Source organism: Citrobacter telavivensis (assembly GCF_041807075.1).
Taxonomy (GTDB): domain Bacteria; phylum Pseudomonadota; class Gammaproteobacteria; order Enterobacterales; family Enterobacteriaceae; genus Citrobacter_A; species Citrobacter_A telavivensis.
Genome location: NZ_JBGUBF010000002.1, coordinates 573,638 through 596,553, shown reverse-complemented (window position 1 = coordinate 596,553; position 22,916 = coordinate 573,638). Strand labels below are relative to the sequence as shown.

Here is a 22,916-nt window from a genome sequence, read left to right as displayed (position 1 = left end):
TAAAGCGTTTCATGAACCGGGAGCGGCTACTGCCTCTCCCGTTTTTTTTATAATTACCAAAGAGATAACGTCTTTACTTTATTAAGGTAGCTAATACATCATACAAAAATTATCGCAACGCAAACGATTACCCACCTAATGCAACCGCGTTTTATCAGCCAAAATTCAACTTAGTCATCACAAACCACCAAAAACAACGCTTTTTACAACGCAACCTCCGCATCTACCTCGCAATACTTTCAGCCGATATGTCGTTAATGCTAGCCTTCGCGCGCGTAAATTCGCTTTGATGTTTTTTTAACAGACTAATGATCCAAACATATCCCTGTTAGAAGTGGATTATTGCATTTGGGATCGCGATCACTGATAGATTCATTAGTTAAATGTATCTTTCTGCCCGCAAATTACTACGGTTAAAAATTTTATAAAAATCGTCATTGCAAGAATTTCGTTTTACTGTCAGGAATTTTTTCCTGATTTTTAGCTTCCTCCAGGAGAAACAGATGGAAACCATTCAAACCAGCACGATTGCTTCGACTGAAACACGAAGCGCATGGCGCAAGACTGATACCATGTGGATGCTGGGCCTTTATGGCACGGCTATCGGTGCGGGCGTATTGTTCCTGCCAATCAACGCAGGTGTCGGCGGTATGATCCCGCTGATCATCATGGCAATTATCGCCTTCCCGATGACCTTCTTCGCCCACCGTGGTCTGACTCGCTTCGTACTGTCCGGCAAAAACCCGGGCGAAGACATTACAGAAGTGGTTGAAGAGCACTTTGGCGTTGGTGCAGGTAAACTGATTACCCTGCTCTACTTCTTCGCGATCTATCCAATTCTGTTGGTTTACAGCGTCGCGATTACCAACACCGTTGAAAGCTTCATGACCCACCAGTTACAAATGACTGCGCCGCCGCGTGCGATTCTGTCGCTGATTCTGATTGTCGGTATGATGACCATCGTCCGCTTCGGTGAGCAGATGATCGTGAAGGCGATGAGTATCCTGGTGTTCCCGTTTGTTGCGGCGCTGATGCTGCTGGCGGTGTACCTGATCCCTCAGTGGAGCGGTGCGGCGCTGGAAACCTTGTCCTTTGACACTGCCGCGTCAACCGGCAACGGCCTGTGGATGACGCTGTGGCTGGCAATTCCGGTGATGGTTTTCTCCTTCAACCACTCTCCGATCATCTCCTCTTTCGCAGTGGCGAAACGTGAAGAATACGGTCAGGGTGCTGAGAAGAAATGTTCCAAAATTCTGGCCTGCGCACACATCATGATGGTGTTGACCGTTATGTTCTTCGTCTTCAGCTGCGTACTGAGCCTGACGCCGGCAGACCTGGCGGCGGCAAAAGCACAGAACATCTCAATTCTGTCTTATCTGGCGAACCACTTTAACGTCTCGTTCATCGAATGGATGGCGCCAATTATCGCCATTATCGCTATCACTAAATCCTTCCTCGGCCACTACCTGGGCGCGCGTGAAGGCTTTAACGGTATGGTGATTAAGTCTCTGCGCGGCAAAGGCAAGTCCATTGAAATCAACAAACTGAACAAAATCACTGCGCTGTTCATGCTGGTAACAACCTGGATTGTCGCCACCCTGAACCCGAGCATCCTCGGTATGATTGAAACCCTGGGCGGTCCAATCATCGCGATGATCCTGTTCCTGATGCCGATGTACGCTATCCAGAAAGTACCGGCAATGCGTAAATACAGCGGTCACATCAGCAACGTGTTCGTTGTCGTGATGGGTCTGATTGCTATCTCCGCGATTTTCTACTCCCTGTTCAGCTAAGTTTTTTAGCGCCGCTTTCGGGCGGCGCTTCCTCCCTGATATAACCGCAATGGATGCCCTATGATTAGCGTATTCGATATTTTCAAAATCGGCATTGGCCCCTCCAGTTCACATACCGTTGGACCAATGAAAGCCGGCAAACAATTCACGGATGACCTGATTGCCCGCAATATTCTGACGGATGTCACCCGCGTCGTGGTGGATGTGTATGGCTCCCTGTCGCTGACGGGTAAAGGCCACCACACTGATATCGCGATTATCATGGGTCTGGCGGGAAATCTGCCGGATACCGTCGACATCGACGCCATCCCGGGCTTTATCCAGGATGTGAACACCCACGGGCGGCTGCTGCTGGCGAATGGGCAGCATGAAGTCGAATTCCCGGTTGATAAGTGCATGAATTTCCATGCTGATAACCTGTCTCTGCACGAGAACGGGATGCGCATTACCGCGCTGGCGGGCGATAACGTTCTCTACAGCCAGACTTACTACTCTATTGGCGGTGGTTTCATCGTTGATGAAGAACATTTCGGTTTACCGAACAGTGCGCCGGTCAACGTACCGTATCCGTACAAATCGGCTGCCGATCTGCAGAAACACTGCCAGGAAACCGGGCTTTCTCTTTCCGGCCTGATGATGCAAAACGAACTGGCATTGCACAGCAAAGAAGAGCTGGAACAGCACTTTGCTAACGTCTGGGACGTGATGCGCGGCGGCATTGAGCGCGGCATCACCACCGAAGGCGTACTGCCAGGAAAACTGCGCGTACCACGCCGTGCTGCGGCGCTGCGTCGTATGCTGGTAAGCAGTGACAAAACCACCACCGATCCGATGGCGGTTGTTGACTGGATCAACATGTTCGCGCTGGCGGTGAATGAAGAGAACGCCGCTGGCGGGCGCGTGGTTACCGCACCAACGAACGGTGCCTGCGGTATCGTGCCGGCCGTCCTCGCCTACTACGACAAATTCATCCGCGAAGTGAATGCTAACTCGTTGGCGCGCTATATGCTGGTCGCCAGCGCGATTGGCTCACTGTACAAGATGAATGCCTCCATTTCCGGCGCGGAAGTGGGCTGTCAGGGTGAAGTCGGCGTGGCCTGTTCGATGGCGGCGGCCGGTCTGGCAGAACTGCTGGGCGGCAGTCCGACGCAGGTGTGTATTGCAGCGGAAATCGGCATGGAACATAACCTCGGTCTGACCTGCGACCCGGTTGCGGGCCAGGTTCAGGTACCGTGCATCGAGCGTAACGCGATTGCTTCCGTCAAAGCGGTCAACGCGGCGCGTATGGCGCTGCGTCGCACCAGTGAACCGCGCGTCTGCCTCGATAAAGTCATCGAAACCATGTATGAAACCGGCAAAGACATGAATGCCAAGTATCGCGAAACCTCTCGCGGCGGCCTGGCCATGAAGATTGTCACCTGCGATTAAGACCTGCCTGTAGGCCGGATAAGGCACATGCGCCTTATCCGGCTTTGTTTTCCCTAATGGCGCTACGCTTATCAGACCTACGGACTGACTCCTGACATTAGCCACAATTTGCGGTGAATGTTACCCTATACGCTGACTGGTAAGGGAGAACACCGTGGCTGTCCATCTGCTCATCGTCGACGCGCTCAATTTAATTCGCCGGATCCACGCCGTTCAGGGGTCGCCCTGCGCGCAGACCTGTCTGCACGCGCTTGATCAGTTGATTGTCCACAGTCAGCCCACCCACGCCGTGGCGGTGTTTGATGATGAAGCGCGGAGCAGCGGCTGGCGTCATCAACGCCTTCCGGACTACAAAGCCGGTCGCCCCCCCATGCCTGACGAACTGCACAATGAGATGCCCGCCCTGCGTGCTGCCTTCGAGCAGCGAGGCGTCGCGTGTTGGGTGTCGAGCGGCAATGAAGCCGACGACCTGGCAGCAACGCTGGCGGTAAAAGTTGCGCAAGCGGGCCATCAGGCCACCATCGTATCGACTGACAAAGGCTATTGTCAGTTGCTCTCCCCAACCTTACGCATTCGTGATTACTTTCAGAAGCGTTGGCTGGATGCGCCGTTCATCGAAAAAGAGTTTGGCGTTCAACCGCAGCAATTGCCGGATTACTGGGGACTGGCGGGGATCAGCAGTTCAAAAGTGCCAGGCGTCGCCGGTATTGGCCCGAAAAGCGCAACCCAACTGTTGGTGCAGTTTCAGACGCTGGAAGGTCTCTACGCGCATCTGGATGAGGTGCCGGATAAATGGCGCAAGAAACTGGAAGCTCACCAGGAGATGGCATTCCTGTGCCGTGATATCGCGCGTTTGCAAACCGATTTGCATCTTGACGGTAACCTGCAACAGTTACGCCTGACGCGGTAGTGTTAGGGCCTGATGGCGCAGACCGTCCGACCCGACACACAAACAGCGACGGACTCTCCGCCGCTTATTCTTCGATGCGTAATCCGTAAGTTTTAAACTTCTCCAGCACAACGGCGATCTCTTCATCGGATAACACCGGCACCGGATCCACCACCGCCAGCGTCTTCATATAGAGTTGCGCCAGCACTTCTACTTCATGTGCCAGCCACAGCGCCTTTTGCAGATTCGCCTCACAGGCAATTAAACCGTGATGTTGCAACAGCGTGGCTTTGCGATTTTTCAGTGCCACGACGACATGTTCAGAGAGCTCGCGGGTTCCGAAGGTAGCATAAGGCGCGCAGGGAACAGAATTTCCCCCCGCCGCCGCAATCATATAATGGATTGCCGGAATAGGTCGGTTGAGAATAGACACCGCAGTACAGTAAATGGCGTGATTATGCACAACCGCATTCGCCTCCGGGCGAGTCTGATAAGCCGCCAGATGAAAACGCCATTCGCTGGACGGTAATTTCCCCTCTTCGTATTTGCCGTCGTTATCCACGTAGACAATCATCTGTTCGGTCATTCGCTCATAAGGGATACCGCTCGGGGTAATCAGCATACCGCCCTGATAACGCGCGCTCACATTTCCCGCGGTCCCCTGGTTTAAACCCAGGCGCGTCATTTCCAGACAGGTTTCGATAATTTCTCGAGATAAACGAGTTCTTTCCATCTCAGTTCTCCGGGGTAATCGGTTCAATGACTGATAACGCTCTTTTTGTCGCGCGTATTATTTTTGTCTTAAGCGCTTAATTAATTTCATTTCCACTTTTACCGTCTCATGGACGGGACGATCTTCAATGGCATTGAGCATCATCGCGAAGGCTTTTTCCGCCCAGGCATTCTCGTCCTGCTGCATTGACCACACGTTATTGGACAGAAATCCCAGCATCGGATGTTCGTCGAACGTGCCGATATTGATCTCGGGTGGAATGACGCCAAAACGGTCGCGGATGGCTCTTACCGCGCCTTCCAGCACCGGTAACGACGAGGCGATAAACGCCTGTGGGCATCCCACTTCGTCGATCAGCGCCTGCATGATCTGGTATCCCCCTTCCGGGGTGTTCACCGGTCCTTCACGCACCCAGTCGCGGTGATGAATCCCTTTTTTACTGAGCGCATTCAGATAGCCCGACAGACGATCGCTGATACTCGGCAAACCGGTGTCGCCGACCAGAAACCAGATCGGCAGCTTTCCTGCATCCAGTAGATTTTGGGTTAATTGTTCACCGCCTGAAATATTGTGACTTTCCACCAGCGCGTTATCCGTGTACTTAAAATCACGGTCCAGCAATACCATCGGTTTTCTCACCTGACGTAAATGATGCTGCTGGTTTTCTAACGTCGACGGGACAATAAACAGGCCGTCCACATTACGGGCAATTAAAGCCTTCGTTATTTTGTTTTCGTAATCGACATCATCATAGGTACAGCTAATCATCAACTGGTAACCGGAGCGGCGACAGCGCTGCTCCAGTTTCTCCGCCAGCGTGGCAAAGAAGACGTTAGAAATATTCGGTACGATAAGACCCAGCGTATCCGTTTTATTCAGCTTCAGACTGCGGGCGGAATGGTTAATCACATAACCATATCGCTCAACATATTCATTAATACGCGTTTGCGTTTTGAGGCTGATTCGATACTGTTCAGCTTTTCCGTTTAGCACCAGTCTCACGGTTGTCACCGATAAATTCAGGTCGCTGGCTATCTGTTCTACTGTTTTAGCCATATATGTGCCCCAGTCACCGTCCACGCGTCAATTGACAATCATAAAAGCATTTTACACTTTTGTCTTACCGCATCAGTCGGTTAAGCGCACGCTGTTGATCTCACCAGCTAAGCGGGGGCGCAGACGCCGCCCCCTGCCTGTTTATTTCTTGCCGAAAGGATGTAACAGCTTGTCAATTTCTGGCGTATTGATGTTCTGAGCGCTGACGAATTTCACCGGGATATCGATCTCTTTCGCGACCGTTTGCCCGGACAGCGCGGCATTCAGGGTTTTGATCCCCTGATAACCAATCTGATAAGCGTCCTGGACGACAAAGCCCTGGATAACCCCGGTGTTGAGGAAGTTAATAATGGCTTCGGTGCTGTCGAAACCAATGACTTTCACCTTCCCTTTCAGATTCTGACTGTCGATAGCGTTAGCGACGCCCAGCGTTGAGCCTTCATTGGTGCCATAGATCCCAGCCAGATCGGGGTTGGCCTGAATCATATCAATGGTCTTATCCATCGCTTTTTGCGGATCGCCATCACTGTACTGCACGGGCAGCACCTTGATATCCGGATACTTTTCCTTCATGCGGGCAATAAACCCTTCCGAGCGCTCAATCGCCGATGACGTTCCGGCGACGTGAGCGATAATGCCGACCTTACCTTTATTATTCACCTGTGCCGCCAGCGCATCCGCCGCTTCAGCGCCAGCTTTACGGTTATTGGTCGCGACAAAGCTGACTGGAATATCGGAGTTCACGCCAGAGTCAAAGGTGACAACCTTGATGCCACGTGAATTTGCCGTTTCCACCAGCGGAGCAAGCGCATTCGCATCCAGCGCGGCCAGCAGCAGGCCGTTCGGTTTTTGCGCCATGGCGTTTTCAACCAGCTGAATTTGTTCCGCAATCTGGGTTTCGTCCGCCGGTCCGACATAGCTGGTTTTATCGCCCAACTCTTTCGCCGCCGCTTCCGTCCCCATTTTCACGGTTTGCCAGAATTCATGCTGGAAACCTTTACTGATGACCGGAAGGTTCAAATCTTTCGCTAACGCGCTGGACGTGATGCACGCCAGCAGGGATAACGCGTAGACAAAATGCCTGGTTTTCATTGTGGTACTCCGTTGTAAGTGTGTCACCCTTAACGTCAGGGTCAGTGTTCCCCGTGACTGCCGGGAGCGTAAATCAACGAATCTTTTTGCGTAATGTATCGAGATAGACGGCGGCGACGACCACAACCCCCATCGCCACCATTTGCCAGAACTGGGAGACTCCCATCAGGTTCAGGCCATTTTTCAATACGCTCATAATGAATGCGCCAATGATGGTGCCGCCGATGGTGCCAATCCCGCCCATCAGACTGGTGCCGCCGATCACCACTGCCGCGATGGCTTCCAGTTCATAACCAACACCGACCGTTGGCTGACCGGAGTTCAGGCGCGAGGCCAGAATCACCCCGGCAATGCCAGTTAACAGCCCGCAAAAGGCATAGACAAAAATTTTGACGCGCTGGACTTTGATCCCGGAAAGGTGCGCCGCCACTTCATTACTGCCCACGGCATAGACGTAGCGACCAATCACCGTTTTCTTGAGGATGTAACCAGCGACCAGGGCGACAATCACCAGATAGAACACCGGATACGGCAGCACATCGAATAAACGTCCCTGCGCCAGCAATTTAAAGGTGGGGTAATCGGCAAAATAGATGGCGCGACCGTCGGTCATCACCATGTTGATTCCCCTGACGGACATCATCAGGCCCAGCGTGGCGATGAACGGCGGGATCGTCATTTTGGTCACCAGCAAACCGTTCACGTAGCCGCATAATCCCCCGGCCAGCACGCCGGCCAAAATGCAGACCGGCAGGGGCAGTCCGAGTGTCGCGCAGATGCCCACCGCAACGCCGGAAAACGCCACCACTGACCCTAAGGAGAGGTCGATTCCTGCCGTAATAATCACAAACGTGACGCCAATGGCCATAATGCCGATAACCGACGTTTGCAGCGCAATCGTCATAATATTTTCGGTATTAAAGAAAAACGGCGAACTGAAACTGAAGAAGACAACCAAAATAATCAAACTGAACAGCGGCGCAAGGCGCATTAAAAGTTCTTTATTAATTTTTATTTTCTTATTATTGCTGTCTGAAGAGGTTACAGAGATGGTCATGATTTAATCCTCTAACGTCGCATATTGCATGATTTTTTCCTGGGTGGCGTTATCAGCAGTTAATTCTCCGGTAATACGACCACTGCGCATGACTAAGATACGATCGCACATGCCCAGAACCTCCGGTAATTCCGAGGAAATCATAATGATCGACTTCCCTTTCGCCACAAGACGATTCATTAATTCATAGATTTCTAATTTTGCGCCAACATCAATTCCCCGGGTAGGCTCATCAAAAATAAGAATATCGGTATCTTTACACACCCAGCGGGCAATAATTATTTTTTGCTGATTTCCCCCACTCAGATTCAGGGCCGCCTGTTCAAGGTGCGGCGTTTTAATTCTGAGCGCCCTGACCTGTTCTTCACTTGTTTGCTGGCAGCGTTTCGAATCAACGTTACCAAAACGGTCGGCGTATTCAGGGTAATTCCCCAACATGATATTGCGCTCAACGGATAAATTAAGCGCCAGCCCCTCTTTTTTGCGATCTTCGGTTAAATAGCTAATACCTTGCGCAATGGCGTCAGAAATACTCTTTATCACAATGACCTTGCCGTTCAGCGTAATGGTCCCACTGTCGATAGGATCGGCGCCAAAAATGGCCCGCGCCAATTCCGTACGCCCGGCGCCCATCAAACCGGCAAAACCCAGGATCTCTCCCCGATTCAACGTAAAGTCGATATTATTGAGAACGCCTTTGCGCGTAAGGCCGCTGACTTCCAGCACCGGTTCCTGATGTGCCCGCGCTTCGCGGCGAGGATAGATGTTTCCCAATTCACGCCCGACCATCATCGCAATCAGGTCGCTTATCTTCACGTTTTCATAATCAACGGTATCAATGTACTGGCCGTCGCGCATGACCGTCGCGCGATCGGCAATCAGCGCCAGTTCTTCCAGACGATGCGAGATGTAGACAATCCCGGTCCCCTGTGCTTTAAGCAACCGGGTCACCTGGAATAAACTTTCTATTTCCGTTTCCGTCAGCGCCGCCGTAGGTTCATCCATAATCAGGATTTTGGCATTGACGGATATCGCTTTCGCGATTTCCACCATCTGCTGTTGTGCCACCGTCAGGTCTGCCACCAGCGTTTCTGGCGAAATATTCAGGTTTAATTTCTGCAAAATCTCGCTTGCCGCCTGTCGCTGTTGCTTTTCATCCAGTCGCCAACGGTTATTTTTACAAAACTCTCTGCCAATAAAGATATTTTCTTCCACGGTTAATTCCGGAAAGAGATTAAATTCCTGATGAATAATAGTGATCCCGGCATTTTGCGCACTAAGAGGATCGCTGAATGACACAGGACGATCCTCAAATATAATATCCCCTTCATCCGGTTGATAAACACCGGATAAAATTTTCATTAGCGTGGACTTTCCTGCACCATTTTCGCCTAATAGCGCATGCACTTCGCCTTTGCGAAGAGTAAAGTTCACATTGCTCAACGCTAATACGCCGGGAAAGCGTTTGGTAATATGATTCATCTGTAAAAATGTTTCGGACATTGCTGCTTTCCTCAATAATCAGAAACTGCAGGCAGTGAATCAGGCGAAGTGCATTCTCAGGGAGCGAGCGTCACCATGAATGTGAAGACTTCCTGAAAACACGTATACGTCACGTCGATATGTTGCCAGATATTGCTAACTCGAGTTAGCGATTTGCCCTTTTAAAGCTATTTTAGCCACCAAAAATAGCCAAATCATTTGGGTTAAAACTGTGATACCGGACAGACATTTATTTCTAATTATTTGATTTTAAATATTTTAATAAATTTGACTGCCTCTGAATTATTTGATGCAGATCGAATTTTAACCACTTCTCGTGAAGCCACTCACAATCCCATCAGAAAAAAGTTGTGTAAAAAACACACCAATATCTAAGCTAACTCGAGTTAGCAATTTTATCTGTTTCAGCCGCCTGCTGCGCTGGTGCTCTTTTCATCCGCCTGAGCAGCGCGCCAATACGTGAGATGAGGAACCCCGAATGAAGAAGATCAGCCTACCGAAAATTGGTATTCGTCCGGTCATTGATGGACGCCGAATGGGCGTTCGTGAATCACTGGAAGCACAGACGATGAATATGGCAAAGGCGACTGCAGCCCTGCTGGCGGAGAAGTTGCGCTACGCCTGCGGCACGCCGGTTGAATGTGTTATTGCCGACACCTGTATTGCCGGAATGGCGGAATCCGCCGCCTGTGAGGAAAAATTCAGTCGTCAGAATGTCGGTCTGACGATCACCGTGACGCCGTGCTGGTGCTACGGTAGCGAAACCATCGATATGGATCCTCTACGTCCGAAAGCCATCTGGGGCTTTAATGGCACCGAACGCCCGGGCGCGGTTTACCTGGCTGCGGCGCTGGCGGCGCATAGCCAAAAGGGGATCCCTGCGTTCTCCATCTACGGCAAGGATGTACAGGATGCCGGCGATACGTCTATCCCGGACGATGTTGAGGAAAAACTGCTGCGCTTCGCCCGGGCAGGACTCGCCGTCGCCAGCATGAAGGGCAAAAGCTACCTCTCTCTGGGCGGGGTGTCGATGGGGATCGCCGGTTCCATCGTCGATCATCACTTCTTTGAGTCCTGGCTGGGGATGAAGGTCCAGTCCGTCGATATGACCGAGTTGCGTCGTCGCATCGATCAAAAAATCTATGACGAAGCTGAACTGGAAATGGCGCTGGCATGGGCGGATAAACACTTCCGCTATGGCGAAGATAAAAATGCTAAACAGTATCAGCGTAACGCCGAACAAAGCCGGGCGATCCTGCGGGAAAGCCTGCTGATGGCAATGTGCATTCGCGACATGATGCAAGGGAACCCTAAGCTGGCAGAAAAGGGACGCGTGGAAGAGTCACTCGGCTATAACGCGATTGCCGCGGGCTTTCAGGGGCAACGTCACTGGACCGATCAATACCCCAACGGCGATACCGCCGAAGCGTTGCTGAACAGTTCGTTTGACTGGAACGGCGTGCGCGAACCGTTTGTAGTCGCCACCGAAAACGACAGTCTGAACGGCGTCGCCATGCTGCTTGGACATCAGTTGACCGGCACCGCACAGGTCTTTGCCGATGTGCGTACCTACTGGTCGCCAGAAGCGGTTGAACGTGTGACGGGTCAAGCGCTGACCGGACGTGCAGAACACGGCATTATCCATCTGATCAACTCCGGTTCCGCCGCGCTGGATGGTACCTGTAAACAGCGCGACAGCGAAGGAAAACCGACGGTGAAACCGCACTGGGAGGTGACACAGCAGGAGGCTGACGCCTGCCTGGCGGCCACCGAGTGGTGTCCGGCTATCCATGAATATTTCCGCGGCGGCGGCTATTCATCACGCTTCCTGACCGAAGGCGGCGTACCGTTCACCATGACCCGCGTGAACATCATCAAAGGTCTGGGGCCGGTACTGCAAATTGCAGAGGGCTGGAGCGTCGAACTGCCGAAAGCGGTGCATGACACCCTCGACAAACGCACCGATTCCAGTTGGCCCACCACCTGGTTTGCACCACGCCTTACCGGTAAAGGACCATTCTCCGACGTCTATTCCGTGATGGCTAACTGGGGCGCGAACCACGGCGTCCTGACCGTCGGGCACGTCGGCGCAGACTTTATCACCCTCGCCGCCATGCTGCGCATTCCGGTCTGCATGCACAACGTGGAAGAAGCGAAAATTTACCGCCCCTCCGCCTGGGCCGCGCACGGTATGGATACAGAAGGCCAGGATTACCGCGCCTGTCAGAACTACGGGCCACTGTATAAACGTTAAGCATTGCGCAATTGCCTGATGGCGACGCTGAGACAGCTTATCCTGCCTACGGGTAAACAACGTGTAGACAGGATAAGCGCAGTGCCATCCGGCAACGGGAGTCATAATGAAAAATGAAATCATCCTGGTTCTCGACTGCGGCGCAACAAACGTGCGGGCCATTGCCGTCGACCGTCAGGGACACATTGTCGCCCGTGCTGCGGTTGCCAATGCCAGCGAGATTGCCGTAGAAAACAGTGCCTGGCACCAATGGTCGCTGGATGCCATCCTGCAACGTTTTGCACAATGCTGCCAGAAACTATCCGCTGAACTCTCGACCTGTCGGATCCGCGGCATCACGGTCACCACTTTCGGCGTTGACGGCGCGCTGGTCGATGAACGCGGCGAGTTACTCTACCCCATCATCAGTTGGAAATGCCCACGCACCGCCTCGGTGATGGAAAACATCCGTCGTTTTATGTCGCCGCGTCAACTTCAGACCCTTTCCGGCGTCGGCGCATTTAGCTTCAACACGCTGTACAAGCTGATATGGCTTAAAGAAAATTATCCACAGCTGCTGGAGCGGGCCCACGCCTGGCTGTTTATCTCTTCACTCATTAATCATCGTCTGACCGGCGAATTCACCACTGACATCACCATGGCTGGCACCAGCCAGATGCTGGATATCCAGCAGCGGGATTTCAGTACCGATATTTTACAGGCCACAGGACTGCCGCGACGGCTCTTCCCGCGACTTGTAGAGGCGGGTGAACAGACAGGTTCGCTACAGCCTGCTATGGCAACGATACTCGGTCTCCCGCCGGGAATTCCCGTGATCTCCGCCGGACATGATACCCAGTTTGCGCTGTTTGGCGCCGGCGCGGAGCAAGACGAACCGGTTCTCTCTTCCGGCACGTGGGAGATCCTGATGGTGCGTAGCGCGAGGGTTGATACGTCGCTATTGAGCGGACATGCGGGTTCAACCTGTGAACTGGACAGCCAGTCAGGACTTTATAATCCTGGCATGCAGTGGCTTGCTTCCGGCGTACTTGAATGGGTGCGCAAGCTACTGTGGACACCCGAAACCCCCTGGCAAACGTTGATTGCACAAGCGCAAGCGATTCCTGCCGGGTCCGATGGCGTGCAGATGCAGTGCGAACTGCTCTCTTCTGCAAACGCAGGCTGGCGAGGCGTTACGCTCAATACCACCCGCGCGCATTTCTATCGCGCGGCGCTGGAAGGATTAACGGAGCAACTGCGACATAACCTGCATACGCTGGAAAAAATTGGTCAATTCAGCGCGACGGAACTGCTGTTGGTCGGCGGCGGGAGCCGCAATGCGCTGTGGAATCAGATCAAGGCCAATACTCTTGAGATCCCTATCAAGGTGCTGGATGACGCGGAAACCACCGTTGCCGGCGCGGCGATGTACGGTTGGTATGGCATCGGCGTGTTTTCCAGTCCGCAGCAGGCCAGAGAACAGGTGCGCTACCAGTACCGTTATTTCTATCCCCGCACAGAGTAAAGGAATATATATGCTTAAAACCATTTCTCCTCTCATCTCGCCGGATCTGCTTAAAATTCTGGCGCAAATGGGGCACGGCGATGAAATTATTTTCTCAGACGCGCACTTCCCGGCGCACAGCATGGGACCGCAGGTGATCCGTGCCGATGGTCTCAGCGTCAGCGACCTGCTGCGAGCCGTGATCCCGCTGTTTGAGCTCGACAGCTATGCGCCACCGCTGGTCATGATGGCTGCCGTCGAAGGCGACACGCTCGACCCGCGCGTTGAAGCGCGCTATCGCGATGCACTTTCCGCACAGACGCCGTGTCCGGAGATTACTCGTATCGATCGCTTCGCCTTCTACGAGCGTGCGCAAAAGGCTTTTGCGATTGTCATCACCGGCGAGTGCGCAAAGTACGGGAATATTCTTTTAAAAAAAGGGGTAACACCGTAATCTCAATCGCGGTTGGGGCATTTGATTGAGAGGTGATAAGAGATGAAAGCGGCACGTCAGCAGGCGATCGTGGAACTGCTCAGTCAGTATAAAAGCCTGACCACGGAGACACTGGCCGTTCAGCTCAGCGTCAGTAAAGAGACCATCCGCCGCGATCTCAGCGAACTGCAGATTCAAGGCAAAATACTGCGCAACCACGGGCGCGCAAAAAGGATCCTGCGGGAAAATCCGGACAGCGGCGATCCCTTTCATATGCGCCTGAAGAGCCATTACGCGCATAAAGCCGATATCGCCAGAAAGGCGTTGAGCTGGATTGAAGAAGGCATGGTCATTGCGCTGGATGCCAGTTCTACCTGTTGGTATCTGGCTCGGCAACTGCCGGATATCAATATACAGGTCTTTACCAACAGCCAGCCCATTTGCCAGGAACTCGGTAAGCGCCAGCATATTCAACTCATCAGTTCCGGCGGCAGACTCGAGCGCAAGCATGGTTGTTACGTCAATCCTGCGCTCATTTCGCAGCTCAAATCCCTTGAGATCGACCTGTTTATTTTTTCCTGCGAAGGGATCGACGGCGGCGGCGCACTATGGGATTCCAGCACCTTTAACGCCGATTTCAAATCGGTCCTGTTGAAACGCGCGTCGCAGTCGCTATTGCTGATCGATAAGAGTAAATTCAATCGCTCAGGAGAAGCCCGACTCGGGCATCTGGATGACGTAACGCATATTGTGTCGGACAGTACGTCGATGTAATCAGATCATCACATTCAACAAATAAAAGTCATTACTCTCGCTACAGTGGCAATGTCCCTGACAATATCATCTAACGCGTTAGAAACAATCATAAGAATAATTAACCATAAAATTATTATTTAACATATTAAATTAAAATAGTTCATTAACTCAACTCCCCCTGTAAAATACAAAGCAAGAAAAAAACATTAAAAACACATAAAGATAACAATCTTCTTTTTGATTTCAACCCCAGATCTTGTGGGTTCAACAGAGGTAATTGCCTGGCGTGTGGAATGGTTGTCGGAAGGTGAAATACGCCTTCATCTCCCCGATGAAACGATTTCCGTCAATATTGCTCTTCGCTGACAAGACGAGATAAATAATTAAGTCATTAGACCGAAATTATAACACGTCACCCTTTTCTTCACATCATCAGTTTCAATCAATGAAATTCAGGTAAAAGTTGAGTTTTTACTGTGTCATAGTAACGTGGTACTTACGCATTGATCTGCTGGATAAAAGAATGATTTCTCAGAGTGTGCTGACTTTACGTGGGTAAGACAGATGCTGAGCCAACCAGAGCGGTTGGCTCAGACAGGATTACTGATCTACAGGACCACAGCCACCAATAATCTTAGAAATAGAAATTGCCGGGTGTAACAAATAATCGTAATCACAATTTTTTTGTTTGTTATAGACACTACCTGTGCAACCAGAAATCACAGAGATAGCAATAGCAAGCAGAGAGAATTTAATTACCTTTGACATGTTGTCTCCTTGGTATAATAATGCCAACCTAATGTTTTTAGCCATTAAGCTCTGGAAATTTAACTTGCCATATCATGGCATTTAACGTTACGTTTTCTTCAGAACATCAAAAAATGCATAGTACTACTATTATTCACATTCAATACAATGTCTGTTTTTCGGCCAGGTAACAAATCTGACCGGGAAAACGTATAATCATTATTATCAGCAAGATCTGACGAACGCAATACATAAAAGAAAATTAGGACAATATAAACATTATCGACTTTATATTTTTTTGGACGTTTATATGACCATCAGTCTAATAACATTCCTTGATGGATACATGAATATCTTATTCCATGGCAACATTCAGTGTTTTGTCCATTCAAAACTACACAAACCAGCGTTTTATCTTTAAAGTATTAATTATGCATGCCAAAGTAAATAATTAGCTTTTTAATGATATTAATATTGATGTATCCCCTTCTCAGGCCGGATTAATGCTGATGAAAATAAGAAATACTGATGGGAAGAACAGCGCCTGACGGCGCTGTGGTTACTCTTGCAAAAGACAAAAGCAGACGCTAGCGCTCGTCGCGACGCCCACCTACCGCTGCCCACAGGCGGCGGACGTGCACCGTCACTTCTTCACGGTCATGATACAGCTGACGCGCCTGAATCTGCGCATTCACGCCGTGCTCGTCGAGTTGCGCCTGGATATAGGCCAGGTTCTGCGAAACCTCTTCGTAGCGTTTTTTCATCGGCAACTTGAGGTTAAAGATGGTTTCCCGGCACCAGCCGTTGACCAGCCACTGCGCCATCAGCGCCGCCACTTTCGCCGGCTTCTCAACCATGTCGCACACCATCCACGAGATGTTGTTGCGGTTGGGGCGATACCTGAAGCCGTCTTCGCGAAGCCAGGTGACCTGCCCGGTATCCATCAGGCTTTGCGCCATCGGGCCGTTATCGACTGAATACACCCACATATTGCGTTTGACCAGTTGATAGGTCCAGCCGCCGGGGCAGGCCCCTAAATCCACCGCGTACATCCCGTTTGCCAGACGCTCATCCCACTCATCTTGCGGAATAAACACGTGCAGCGCTTCTTCCAGCTTCAGCGTCGAGCGGCTTGGCGCATCGGCCGGGAACTTCAGGCGTGGAATGCCCATATAGTACGGCGAGTTGTTACTGGCCCAGGAGTAGCCGGTATAGCAGCAGCCTGGCGCAATAAAGAAGACGTGCACTACCGGGCGCTTCGGCGTCTCATAATTCGTCAGAACGCCAGCGTCGCGCAGCGCGGCTCGCAGGGGTACCGTAAATTTGCGGCAGAACTTCATCAGCTCTTTGCTTTCATTCGTATCCGCCACTTCCACGCGCAAATCGCCGCCCTTCTCCACTACGCCCTGCAACATGCCAACAATCGGCGTAATGCGGTCTTCCGGTGGCAGGTGCTGGAGCAATTCGCCGACCACAAACCACTGACGGGCAAAAATCAGTGAACTGAACGGCAGCTCGCTGATAATTTTTTCGGCGTCTTCTGCCTGATAGCACTCATAGATGACATAGCCCGCGTTCTCTTTGACGCGAGCAAAACCGAAAAGCTCCCGACGCCCTGCTTTGTCGGTAATTTCGGCGGCACACTCTTTTTCAAAGCCCGGGCGACACAACAACACAACCTTATTCATGAACTACGCCCTTACGCTTCAAACGGATGGCGCCGATTAACATCAGCACCCAACCTGCCAGGAAGCTGACGCCGCCGACAGGGGTAACAAACGCCCACAGGCGCAGATGAGACAGCGCCAGGCAATACAGGCTACCGCTAAACAGCACCGTGCCCAGGGCAAGAAAAACACTACTCCAGTAAAACCAGATGCTGATCCGGCGTTGCATCGCCACCGCCAGCCCGAAGATAGCCAGCGTATGAAACGCCTGATATTGCAGGCCGGTCTGGATCCAGCCCATTTCAACCACACCGAGGGTTTTGCTCAGGACATGCGCACCGAAAGCCCCCAGAGCGACATAAATAAAGCCACTGATCGCGGCAAAAATCAGCATAAAACGGCTGGTCATGGTAATACCCTAAGTAAGTTATTGTTCGTAACGAAAGCGGAATTTCTCTTGTTCCGTGGCCGCTTTCGCCAGTATCCACTGACGGAACGCGGCTATTTTACCCAGTTCTGCCTGACTGTCATGACAAACCAGATAAAATGCATTTTTACTGACCAGCACATCATTAAACGGGCAGACGAGTCGTCCCGCCTCAATTTCTGACTGCGCCATCACGTTATTCGCCAGCGCCACACCCTGTCCGTGGATAGCGGCCTGCAGCACCATCGCGCTATGGCTAAAGATAGGCCCTTGCTGGACGTTGATGTGATTCAGCCCCAACTGTCGCGTATAGGTTTGCCAGTCACGACGTGAGGCATCATGCAGCAAAGTATGCGAAGCCAAATCCGCGGGTGATTTCAGGGGCTTATCCCCCGTCAGCAGCAGCGGCGAGCACACCGGCAGCAGATACTCGGCGTACAATTTTTCTACGCGTAGCCCAGGCCAGTTGCCGCGGCCATAAAAAATCGCCACGTCGACGTCGTCCGCCAGTTTATCTTCCTGACGGTCCACCGCCTGGATCCTGACATCAATTCCCGGATAAGCTGAGTTAAAGCTAGAGAGTCGTGGCACCAGCCACTGAATCGCAAAACTGGGCAATAAACTGACCGTTAGCGCCCCTTTTGCACTCCGCGCCTGAAGTTTACGCGTCGCTTCGGTTAATTGCGAAAAAATCTCTTTTATGTCGAGGAAGTAGCTCTGCCCTTCTTCGGTAAGAAGAAGAGAACGGTTGCGTCGACGAAACAGCTTCAGCCCCAAAAAATCCTCAAGTGACTTGATTTGGTGGCTTACTGCGGCCTGCGTCACAAAAAGCTCTTCTGCTGCGCGGGTGAAGCTCAGATGCCGTGCGGCGGCATCAAAAACACGTAATGCGTTCAGAGGTGGAAGTCGTTTTGACATGGCTTTTAAACTTTGATGTTAAAAGAATTTAACAATTAAGCTACACTATGTAACCTATTAGTTTTTTTAATCTGAGCCATTATAATTTGTCCGTTGAGGAACTACCAGCAAATACCTATAGTGGCGGCACTTCCTGAGCCGGAACGAAAAGTTTTATCGGAATGCGTGTTCTGGTGGGCTTTTGGCTTACGGTTGTGATGTTGTGTTGTTGTGTTTGCAATTGGTCTGCGATTCAGACCACGGTAGCAACGCTACCCTTTTTCACTTCCTGTACATTTACCCTGTCTGTCCATAGTGATTAATGTAGCACCGCCAATTTGCGGTGCTTTTTTTTACCTGATATCTGGCGACTACTGATCCAACTCGACCATCTCTTTCACATCGGTACGATTGATCTGCTGTTTGTTGCCATTAGCGTCCTTGTACGAAATCATCCCGGTTTCATCATCGGTTTTCGGCTTACCGTCCGCAACGATGCTACGACCATCATTGGTGTGCATCACATAGTTCGGACCGGAACAGGCGCTCAGGGCAAAAGTCAGCATACATGCAGAGATAATTGCGGCAGTCTTTTTCATCTTCTTCTCCTTAAAGCTGTTTATGCTATTTAAAACGTACTCCGTAACAGGCATAAATATTTACCTAACATAATTCAGCATAAGCTACTGGTCTGATTTCGCCACAACATCCAGAGTATTCCTGGTGGCCGCACAATCCTTGAATCAGCGACCAATTTGCGCCACGATCGGATCACTGAATCGAGGAATACCATGAACGCTTTCAATCCCGCGCAGTTTCGCGCGCAATTTCCCGCATTAGCTGACGCGGGCGTCTATCTTGATAGCGCCGCGACGGCCCTCAAACCACAGGCCGTTATTGAGGCGACCCGACAGTTCTATAGTCTGAGTGCCGGCAACGTCCACCGCAGTCAGTTTGCCGAAGCCCAGCGCCTGACCGCGCGCTATGAGGCCGCGCGGGAAAAGGTGGCGCGTTTGCTGAACGCGCCTGATGACAAAACCATCGTCTGGACCCGTGGCACCACGGAGGCCATCAACATGGTGGCGCAGAGCTATGCCCGCCCTCGCCTGCAACCGGGTGATGAGATTATCGTCAGCGTCGCGGAGCACCATGCGAACCTTGTGCCGTGGCTGATGGTCGCGGAGCAAACCGGGGCAAAAGTGGTCAAGCTACCGCTCAATACCCAGCACCTGCCTGATGTCGAACGCCTGCCGGAAATTATCACCCCGCGTAGCCGAATTCTCGCACTAGGGCAGATGTCGAACGTTACCGGCGGCTGCCCGGACTTAGCCCGAGCCATTACGCTCGCCCATGCCGCTGACATGGTGGTGATGGTGGATGGCGCGCAGGGGGCGGTCCATTTCCCGGCGGATGTTCAGGCGCTCGATATCGACTTCTACGCCTTCTCCGGACATAAGCTGTACGGACCAACCGGCATCGGCGTGCTTTTCGGCAAACCAGCGTTGCTGGCAGCCATGTCGCCCTGGCTTGGTGGCGGTAAGATGATCAACGAAGTCAGTTTCGAGGGCTTCACTACTCAAGCCGCACCGTGGAAGCTGGAAGCGGGTACTCCTAACGTCGCTGGCGTGATTGGCATGAGCGCCGCGCTGGAGTGGCTGGCCGACATTGATATCATCCAGGCGGAAAGCTGGAGTCGCGGGCTGGCCACGCTGGCGGAAGAGGCGCTGGCTCAGCGTCCGGGGTTCCGTTCGTTTCGCTGTCAGGACTCCAGTCTGCTGGCCTTTGATTTTGCCGGGGTTCACCATAGCGATATGGTCACCCTGCTGGCGGAGTATGGCATCGCACTGCGTGCCGGTCAGCACTGCGCGCAGCCGCTGCTGGCTGAACTTGGCGTCACAGGTACGCTACGCGCCTCATTTGCGCCGTATAATACCCAAAGTGATGTGGATGCGCTGGTCAACGCTGTTGATCGCGCACTGGAAATACTGGTGGATTAATGACTAGCCCAATGTTTGCCGGACACCCGTTCGGCACAACCATAACCGAAGAGACGTTGCGCCATACCTTTCTCCCGCTAACCCAGTGGGAAGACAAATATCGTCAGTTGATCCTGCTCGGTAAACAGCTTCCGGCATTACCCGACTATCTCAAAGCGCAGGCCAAAGAGATTGCTGGCTGCGAAAATCGCGTCTGGCTGGGATATACATGCTCTGAAAAGGGCACGCTACACTTTTTCGGCGACAGTGAAGGTCGCATCGTGCGCGGACTGCTGGCGGTATTGCTGACCGCCGCAGAAGGGAAAACGCCGGCGGAACTTCTGGCCCATTCGCCGCTGGCGTTGTTTGATGAGCTGGGGCTACGAACTCAGCTCAGCGCGTCGCGCGGCCAGGGCCTGGCCGCGTTGAACGAGGCAGTCATTAATGCGGCTCATTCCGCCGGATGACGACGCTGAAGCGTTTTATCCGGCCTACCCCTGGCGTGCCGCTTTTGCCATCATCTTTTTCAACGCATGGGATACTGCCACGAAACCGAACGTGGCGGTGACCATCGTTGCCGCGCCGAAGCCCGACGCACAGTCCATCCGCTTTGGTCCTTCTGCCGTCGCCTTTATGGCGCAGACGCTACCGTCTGACTGCGGATACACCAGCGCTTCCGTTGAAAACACACAGTCGACGCCGAGTTTGCCTTTACTGTTTTTCACTACGCCAAAATCGCTTTTCAGCCGTTCGCGCAGTTTTGCCGCCAGCGGATCCTGAATGGTTTTCGCCAGATCGACGACCTGAATCTGCGTAGGATCGATCTGACCACCCGCACCACCGGTGGTCACTAACGGGATCTTATTGCGTCGACAGTAGGCAATCAGCGCCGCTTTTGGCCGTACGCTGTCAATGGCATCAATGACATAGCTGAATCCCGCGTTCAAATATTCCGCGACGTTATCCGGCGTAACAAAGTCATCGACTACCGTCACCCGGCACTCGGGGTTGATCAGGCGAATACGCTCGGCCATCACTTCCGCCTTTGCCAGCCCGACATTGTCGCGCAGCGCATGGATCTGGCGGTTGGTGTTCGTCACGCAGACGTCATCCATATCGATAAGCGTAATCGCGCCGATCCCGGTTCGCGCCAGCGCTTCCGCCGCCCAGGAGCCGACGCCGCCGATCCCAACCACGCAGATATGCGCATCGGCAAACAGCTGTAGCGCTTTTTCACCATACAGACGCGCGGTGCCGCCAAAACGCTGACGCCAGGCATCACTAATTACAACAGACATAACACCTCAAATTCATTAATACCGAACGGTATGACTGCCTGATGGCGGCTACGCCTTATCAGGCCTACCCGATGATGTAGGCCGGATAAGCGAAGCGCCATCCGGCGACTAGCCGCTAAACACGTTACCCGCGCCAGGCATCACTTATTACAACAGACATAACACCTCAAATTCATTAATACCGAGCAGTATGACTGCCTGATGGCGGCTGCGCCTTATCAGGCCTACCCGATGATGTAGGCCGGATAAGCGAAGCGCCATCCGGCGACTAGCCGCTAAACACGTTACCCGCGCCAGGCGCGCTCTTCAGTACCCATACGCGACCATAGTGATTATACCAGCCCGCGCGGTGTCCGGCGTCCGGTCCAATGCCCTGGTAAATATCGAAGTGCTGACCTTTAATCGCCCCACCGACATCCAGCGCCACCATCAGACGCAGCTCATACTGACCGTTAAATTTCCCGTTGTTGTCCAGCAGCGGAACTTCTGCGAGCAACGTCGTGCCCGCCGGGATAATACTGCGGTCAGACGCCACCGACGCGCGGCCAATCAGCGGTACCGCACTGGCCCCTTTCACCGGGGCAAAAGATTGCGGTTTAAAGAAGACGAATGACGGGTTCTGCTCAAGCAATTCACGCACTTGTGCTTCGCTGTGCGTTTCGCCCCAGTGGCGAATCGCCTGCATCGACATATCTTCTCTCTTCACTTCACCGCGATCGATCAGCACTTTGCCAATACTGCGGTAGGCGTGACCGTTTTTCCCGGCATAGCTAAAGAAGTTCAGCGGGGAACCGTCGCCAAAGTCGATATAGCCGCTGCCCTGCACGTCCATAATGAAGTTATCCATCAGGGAGTTACTGTACGCCAGGATATAGCTGTCGCTCAGCGCACCGGAGTAGATCTCGGCGCGTGACGGCAGACGACCTCGCTTCGGCGGCATACGATAGATAGGATACTGGAACTCGCCCTGGCGCGTATGACGTGCCTGAATCACTGGCGTGTAGTAACCGGTAAACTGCACGTTGCCGTAGTTATCAGCGCCTTCCATCTGCCAGGCGTCAAGGCCAAACTGGCGCATGGTGCGCGTATCGCCCCCGGCGCGCAGCCAGTCTTGTACGGCGTTATAAACGTTGCTTTGATTACCGTACAGGCGCGGAGAAGCGCTGCGGATCTGATTGACCTGTTCGGCAAAATCGCCGGCGTTGATCGGTGCGCCGATGGCATCCGGCTGGTTCACCAGTGAGAAAGGCTGGGTAAACTTCCCGTCTTTATACTGCTGCCCGCGATCGGTTGGTTTAGAGGAACAGGCAGCCAGCATTGCAACTACCGCGCCCACGAGAAGGTAACTGACCCAACGTCCTTTCATTGTTCTCTTCTTTTAGCTGTAAATCATGCGCAATGAAGATAACAAACCCGGCCCGCTAATG

At 52.5% G+C, this 22,916-nt stretch carries 21 protein-coding genes; 9 read left to right on the top strand and 12 right to left on the bottom strand.

Annotation, left to right across the window (positions count from 1 at the left end; translation table 11 throughout):
* Positions 1-503: 503 nt before the first annotated feature.
* From ACERJC_RS13875 to xni, 3 genes are all read left to right on the top strand, one after another.
* Entirely contained in the window at positions 504-1,793 is a 1,290-nt protein-coding gene (locus ACERJC_RS13875; protein ID WP_046486535.1) for an HAAAP family serine/threonine permease, read from the top strand.
* Positions 1,794-1,853: 60 nt separating this feature from the next.
* Positions 1,854-3,221 carry an L-serine ammonia-lyase II gene (gene sdaB / locus ACERJC_RS13870; RefSeq protein WP_042322507.1) on the top strand — a complete coding sequence of 456 codons (1,368 nt, stop codon included), beginning with the start codon at positions 1,854-1,856 and terminating at the stop codon, positions 3,219-3,221.
* Positions 3,222-3,375: 154 nt separating this feature from the next.
* Complete coding sequence (gene xni / locus ACERJC_RS13865) at positions 3,376-4,131, top strand: flap endonuclease Xni (protein ID WP_178827350.1); 756 nt, start codon at positions 3,376-3,378, stop codon at positions 4,129-4,131.
* A gap of 64 nt (positions 4,132-4,195) precedes the next feature.
* Here xni and fucA read toward each other — a convergent pair whose 3' ends face one another.
* The 5 genes from fucA to ACERJC_RS13840 all read right to left on the bottom strand — a co-directional run bounded on the left by fucA (position 4,196) and on the right by ACERJC_RS13840 (position 9,551).
* A complete protein-coding gene (fucA, locus tag ACERJC_RS13860; RefSeq protein ID WP_152402406.1) occupies positions 4,196-4,843 on the bottom strand; it encodes an L-fuculose-phosphate aldolase in 648 nt (215 codons plus the stop codon).
* A gap of 57 nt (positions 4,844-4,900) precedes the next feature.
* Positions 4,901-5,899 carry a LacI family DNA-binding transcriptional regulator gene (locus ACERJC_RS13855; protein ID WP_373671901.1) on the bottom strand — a complete coding sequence of 333 codons (999 nt, stop codon included), beginning with the start codon at positions 5,897-5,899 and terminating at the stop codon, positions 4,901-4,903.
* A 141-nt stretch (positions 5,900-6,040) separates the two neighbouring features.
* Positions 6,041-6,991 carry an ABC transporter substrate-binding protein gene (locus ACERJC_RS13850; RefSeq protein ID WP_046486542.1) on the bottom strand — a complete coding sequence of 317 codons (951 nt, stop codon included), beginning with the start codon at positions 6,989-6,991 and terminating at the stop codon, positions 6,041-6,043.
* A 73-nt stretch (positions 6,992-7,064) separates the two neighbouring features.
* Positions 7,065-8,048, bottom strand: a complete 984-nt coding sequence (locus ACERJC_RS13845) for an ABC transporter permease (protein WP_152402403.1) — start codon at positions 8,046-8,048, stop codon at positions 7,065-7,067.
* 3 nt (positions 8,049-8,051) lie between these two features.
* Entirely contained in the window at positions 8,052-9,551 is a 1,500-nt protein-coding gene (locus tag ACERJC_RS13840; protein WP_373671900.1) for a sugar ABC transporter ATP-binding protein, read from the bottom strand.
* Positions 9,552-10,029: 478 nt separating this feature from the next.
* Between ACERJC_RS13840 and fucI the strand changes: the two genes are divergently transcribed.
* The 4 genes from fucI to fucR all read left to right on the top strand — a co-directional run bounded on the left by fucI (position 10,030) and on the right by fucR (position 14,495).
* Complete coding sequence (gene fucI / locus ACERJC_RS13835; protein ID WP_286632193.1) at positions 10,030-11,805, top strand: L-fucose isomerase; 1,776 nt, start codon at positions 10,030-10,032, stop codon at positions 11,803-11,805.
* A gap of 106 nt (positions 11,806-11,911) precedes the next feature.
* Positions 11,912-13,309, top strand: a complete 1,398-nt coding sequence (fucK, locus tag ACERJC_RS13830) for an L-fuculokinase (RefSeq protein ID WP_373671899.1) — start codon at positions 11,912-11,914, stop codon at positions 13,307-13,309.
* Between the two features lie 10 nt (positions 13,310-13,319).
* On the top strand, positions 13,320-13,742 hold the full coding sequence (gene fucU / locus ACERJC_RS13825) for an L-fucose mutarotase (RefSeq protein WP_373671898.1): 423 nt from the start codon (positions 13,320-13,322) through the stop codon (positions 13,740-13,742).
* Between the two features lie 42 nt (positions 13,743-13,784).
* Positions 13,785-14,495 (top strand): L-fucose operon activator, encoded by a 711-nt coding sequence (fucR, locus tag ACERJC_RS13820; RefSeq protein ID WP_373671897.1) that lies wholly within the window; start codon positions 13,785-13,787, stop codon positions 14,493-14,495.
* 582 nt (positions 14,496-15,077) lie between these two features.
* Here the strand turns inward: fucR and ACERJC_RS13815 are convergent.
* The 5 genes from ACERJC_RS13815 to ACERJC_RS13795 form a co-directional block, all read right to left on the bottom strand.
* Positions 15,078-15,245 (bottom strand): YhfL family protein, encoded by a 168-nt coding sequence (locus ACERJC_RS13815; RefSeq protein ID WP_061075167.1) that lies wholly within the window; start codon positions 15,243-15,245, stop codon positions 15,078-15,080.
* A gap of 566 nt (positions 15,246-15,811) precedes the next feature.
* On the bottom strand, positions 15,812-16,912 hold the full coding sequence (gene rlmM / locus ACERJC_RS13810; protein WP_286632197.1) for a 23S rRNA (cytidine(2498)-2'-O)-methyltransferase RlmM: 1,101 nt from the start codon (positions 16,910-16,912) through the stop codon (positions 15,812-15,814).
* The gene (locus tag ACERJC_RS13805) at positions 16,905-17,300 is read right to left on the bottom strand and encodes a DUF423 domain-containing protein (RefSeq protein WP_046486574.1); all 396 of its coding nucleotides are present in this window, start codon (positions 17,298-17,300) and stop codon (positions 16,905-16,907) included. The genes rlmM and ACERJC_RS13805 overlap by 8 nt, the downstream gene beginning before the upstream one ends.
* A gap of 18 nt (positions 17,301-17,318) precedes the next feature.
* Positions 17,319-18,236, bottom strand: a complete 918-nt coding sequence (gcvA, locus tag ACERJC_RS13800; RefSeq protein WP_046486577.1) for a glycine cleavage system transcriptional regulator GcvA — start codon at positions 18,234-18,236, stop codon at positions 17,319-17,321.
* A gap of 350 nt (positions 18,237-18,586) precedes the next feature.
* Positions 18,587-18,814: a YgdI/YgdR family lipoprotein gene (locus tag ACERJC_RS13795; protein WP_042322452.1), complete on the bottom strand. Its 228-nt coding sequence runs from the start codon at positions 18,812-18,814 to the stop codon at positions 18,587-18,589.
* A gap of 192 nt (positions 18,815-19,006) precedes the next feature.
* Between ACERJC_RS13795 and csdA the strand changes: the two genes are divergently transcribed.
* Positions 19,007-20,212 carry a cysteine desulfurase CsdA gene (gene csdA / locus ACERJC_RS13790; RefSeq protein ID WP_152402387.1) on the top strand — a complete coding sequence of 402 codons (1,206 nt, stop codon included), beginning with the start codon at positions 19,007-19,009 and terminating at the stop codon, positions 20,210-20,212.
* Positions 20,212-20,658: a cysteine desulfurase sulfur acceptor subunit CsdE gene (gene csdE / locus ACERJC_RS13785; protein WP_152402385.1), complete on the top strand. Its 447-nt coding sequence runs from the start codon at positions 20,212-20,214 to the stop codon at positions 20,656-20,658. The genes csdA and csdE overlap by 1 nt, the downstream gene beginning before the upstream one ends.
* Positions 20,659-20,682: 24 nt before the next feature.
* Here csdE and tcdA read toward each other — a convergent pair whose 3' ends face one another.
* Entirely contained in the window at positions 20,683-21,489 is an 807-nt protein-coding gene (gene tcdA / locus ACERJC_RS13780; protein WP_373671896.1) for a tRNA cyclic N6-threonylcarbamoyladenosine(37) synthase TcdA, read from the bottom strand.
* Positions 21,490-21,757: 268 nt separating this feature from the next.
* Positions 21,758-22,855 (bottom strand): murein transglycosylase A, encoded by a 1,098-nt coding sequence (gene mltA / locus ACERJC_RS13775; RefSeq protein WP_042322444.1) that lies wholly within the window; start codon positions 22,853-22,855, stop codon positions 21,758-21,760.
* Positions 22,856-22,916 lie beyond the last annotated feature (61 nt).

What these genes read in the sequence shown, in the direction of transcription:
- ACERJC_RS13845 (WP_152402403.1), bottom strand. Translation starts at nt 8,048, where the DNA reads ATGACCATCTCTGTAACCTCTTCAGACAGCAATAATAAGAAAATAAAA.
- fucA (WP_152402406.1), bottom strand. Translation starts at nt 4,843, where the DNA reads ATGGAAAGAACTCGTTTATCTCGAGAAATTATCGAAACCTGTCTGGAA.
- ACERJC_RS13815 (WP_061075167.1), bottom strand. Translation starts at nt 15,245, where the DNA reads ATGTCAAAGGTAATTAAATTCTCTCTGCTTGCTATTGCTATCTCTGTG.
- csdA (WP_152402387.1), top strand. Translation starts at nt 19,007, where the DNA reads ATGAACGCTTTCAATCCCGCGCAGTTTCGCGCGCAATTTCCCGCATTA.
- ACERJC_RS13875 (WP_046486535.1), top strand. Translation starts at nt 504, where the DNA reads ATGGAAACCATTCAAACCAGCACGATTGCTTCGACTGAAACACGAAGC.
- tcdA (WP_373671896.1), bottom strand. Translation starts at nt 21,489, where the DNA reads ATGTCTGTTGTAATTAGTGATGCCTGGCGTCAGCGTTTTGGCGGCACC.
- fucK (WP_373671899.1), top strand. Translation starts at nt 11,912, where the DNA reads ATGAAAAATGAAATCATCCTGGTTCTCGACTGCGGCGCAACAAACGTG.
- fucI (WP_286632193.1), top strand. Translation starts at nt 10,030, where the DNA reads ATGAAGAAGATCAGCCTACCGAAAATTGGTATTCGTCCGGTCATTGAT.
- mltA (WP_042322444.1), bottom strand. Translation starts at nt 22,855, where the DNA reads ATGAAAGGACGTTGGGTCAGTTACCTTCTCGTGGGCGCGGTAGTTGCA.
- ACERJC_RS13805 (WP_046486574.1), bottom strand. Translation starts at nt 17,300, where the DNA reads ATGACCAGCCGTTTTATGCTGATTTTTGCCGCGATCAGTGGCTTTATT.
- csdE (WP_152402385.1), top strand. Translation starts at nt 20,212, where the DNA reads ATGACTAGCCCAATGTTTGCCGGACACCCGTTCGGCACAACCATAACC.
- sdaB (WP_042322507.1), top strand. Translation starts at nt 1,854, where the DNA reads ATGATTAGCGTATTCGATATTTTCAAAATCGGCATTGGCCCCTCCAGT.
- ACERJC_RS13840 (WP_373671900.1), bottom strand. Translation starts at nt 9,551, where the DNA reads ATGTCCGAAACATTTTTACAGATGAATCATATTACCAAACGCTTTCCC.
- ACERJC_RS13855 (WP_373671901.1), bottom strand. Translation starts at nt 5,899, where the DNA reads ATGGCTAAAACAGTAGAACAGATAGCCAGCGACCTGAATTTATCGGTG.
- gcvA (WP_046486577.1), bottom strand. Translation starts at nt 18,236, where the DNA reads ATGTCAAAACGACTTCCACCTCTGAACGCATTACGTGTTTTTGATGCC.
- fucU (WP_373671898.1), top strand. Translation starts at nt 13,320, where the DNA reads ATGCTTAAAACCATTTCTCCTCTCATCTCGCCGGATCTGCTTAAAATT.
- ACERJC_RS13850 (WP_046486542.1), bottom strand. Translation starts at nt 6,991, where the DNA reads ATGAAAACCAGGCATTTTGTCTACGCGTTATCCCTGCTGGCGTGCATC.
- fucR (WP_373671897.1), top strand. Translation starts at nt 13,785, where the DNA reads ATGAAAGCGGCACGTCAGCAGGCGATCGTGGAACTGCTCAGTCAGTAT.
- rlmM (WP_286632197.1), bottom strand. Translation starts at nt 16,912, where the DNA reads ATGAATAAGGTTGTGTTGTTGTGTCGCCCGGGCTTTGAAAAAGAGTGT.
- ACERJC_RS13795 (WP_042322452.1), bottom strand. Translation starts at nt 18,814, where the DNA reads ATGAAAAAGACTGCCGCAATTATCTCTGCATGTATGCTGACTTTTGCC.